At 63.8% G+C, this 2317-nt stretch carries 2 protein-coding genes; both read right to left on the reverse strand.

All coding sequences use genetic code 11. The features are described 5' to 3' along the window. The coding region (locus tag RAD10_RS41335) for a flagellin N-terminal helical domain-containing protein (protein ID WP_461621957.1) at positions 1–695 on the reverse strand (695 nt) is incomplete at its 3' end. Positions 696–1057: 362 nt separating this feature from the next. Continuing rightward, positions 1058–2317 (reverse strand): DUF1522 domain-containing protein (locus RAD10_RS41340; RefSeq protein ID WP_461621958.1); only part of this gene is annotated, 1260 nt, incomplete at its 5' end.

Raw genomic sequence — 2317 nt, forward strand, 5'->3', positions numbered from 1 at the left:
CCCGAACCGGAGGGGACACCGCTCGCCGCCGGCGCAACGCCGGCGCGGAAGGTGATGGTCTTGCCGTTCACGGTCAGCGTGTCGCCGTCGGCGGGCTGGGCGTTGCCGGCCAGGCCGCTGGCGCTCGTGCCGTTGGTGGCGATCAGGGTGATGGTGCCTTCCAGGGTCGTGGTGCCGCCGGCGCCGGTCGTTGCGCCAGTGCTTGCGAAGACGCCGATGCTGGCGCCGAGCGTCGTGGTGCCGGTCGCCGCCGTGGTGCCGCCGGCCGCGCCGCTATACAGCACGTTGCTGGATGCGGTGGCGCTGGCAAAGCTCGTCGTGCCGCGCAGGTCGGCGGCCGTCGCACCGGAGATGGTGGTGGAGACGTTCGACTTGGTGGAGTAGCCGACGGTGGTCTGCAGCGCCTGGTTGGCGATCGACTTCGCGCTGTCGATCAGCTTCTGCAGCGAAGTGATGCCGGTGTTGGCGGCCTGCAGCACCTGCACGCCGTTGGCGATGCCGTCGAGCAGATTGTTGATGTCGCTGGCGCGGTTGTCGAGCGACTGGGCGGTGAAGAAGTTGGTGGGATTGTCCAGGGCCGAATTGACGCTCTTGCCGGTCGACAGACGGCTCTGTGTGGTGGCGAGAAGATCAGCGGTGGACTGGAGGGAGAGCAGGTTCTGACGAACCGACGAAGAGAGAACGATACCGGACATTGAGTGTTACCCTTCTGGTACGCAACGCAACAAACAAACTTCGATTAGGATTAATCGATGCCGGGACGGTGAACGCAGACGGCTAACAAAGCATGAAGCGTGTCGCGGCAGTCCTTGCCCGGATTCACCATACGCGCGTTCGGAGCCGGATCGCGCCTGGCCATATCGTCATGATAGGATGATGTTTTTTGGTGCAGCGACGAGGCGTTTGCGACTTGTCAACCATAACTCAGAGTGAGCAATTGGCTGCATCCGAACGCATCCCCCTCCACCTTGTCGAGCGGCACTTTGATGCAGGTACAAAAGAAAGCGGCGGGGCCGAAGCCCCGCCGCCGTAGTCGTCTTGCGATGTCGTCCGCTTGTTAGCGGAGCAGCTGCAGCACGCTCTGCTGCGACTGGTTGGCCAGCGAGAGCGCGGAGACCGCGATCGACTGACGGGTCGACAGCGCCTGGCTGTTGGCCGCTTCGGTGTTGGTGTCGGCCAGGGTCAGGTTGGACGAACCGGTCTGCAGCACGTTGATCAGGCTCTTGTTGAAGTCCTGACGAACCTGCACCACCGAGAGGTTCGAACCGAGGCTCGAAGCTTCCGAGCGCAGCGTGCTCGACGCCGCGTTCAGGTTAGCCAGCACCTTGTTGGTCGCGGAGTTGTCGATGAAGTCGACGCCGCTGGTCAGGGCAGCAAGGCCCAGACCCTTGGAGTTGTAGGTCACGCCGGTGATGCTCAGGTTCGACTTGCCGGTCTCGTCGAACACCAGCTTGAGCTGGTCGCCGTTCAAGAGGTTGACACCGTTGAACGAGGAGTCCTGCGCCGTCGTGTCGATCTGGTTCAGGATGTTGTTGTACTGGTTGACCAGATTGGCACGCGAGGTCTGGGCAACCGTGTCCTGGACGGGGCTGGAAGCCGTCGAGAACGTCAGCGACGAAGTCAGCGTACCGCCGATCGCACCACCTGCAGCGCTCGAACCGATGGTCGAGGACGCGTAGTCGTTGGTGGTGGAGACCGTCAGCAGGCCGTTGGCGTCGATCGTCGCCGTCAGGTTGTTGGCCTGAAGCTTGGTGTTGAGCTGATCGAGCGTCTTGACCGTGCCGTTGGTGCCGTCGCCGAAGGTGACGTCAACCGCGGTGCCGCCGTTGAAGGAGGAGAAGGTCAAGGTCTTGCCGCTGATGCCGCCGATGCCGGAGGTACGCGCCGCGGTGAAGGCGGTCGAGGTTCCGGTGTTGCCGGCGAGGCCGAGCACGTTCAGCGCGTTGCCGGTGCCCGTGATCGACAGATCGGCATTGACGCCGGTCGAGAGCTTGAGCGCACCGGAAGCGTTGATCGACGAGTTGGTCTGGCCGGTGGCCGTCGCAAGCGTCGCAGTGCCGTTGGCGTTGATCGTCGCGGTCTGCACGCCGGTGGCAAGGTCGATCGCCTTCAAGACGTCGTTGACCGTGCCGGCCTGCAGATAGACCGTCGAGTTGCCGTTGCCGTCGGTGAGGACGTTGCCGCTCGCACCATAACCGGTCGGAACGCTCGGAGCACCGGTCGAACCCGGGATCGGCGCATTCTTGAAGGTGATGACGTGACCGTCGACGTTCAGCGTCGAACCGTCCGCGATCTCCGCACCCAGCGAGGCTGCGCT

Source organism: Bradyrhizobium sp. 23AC, from assembly GCF_054863025.1.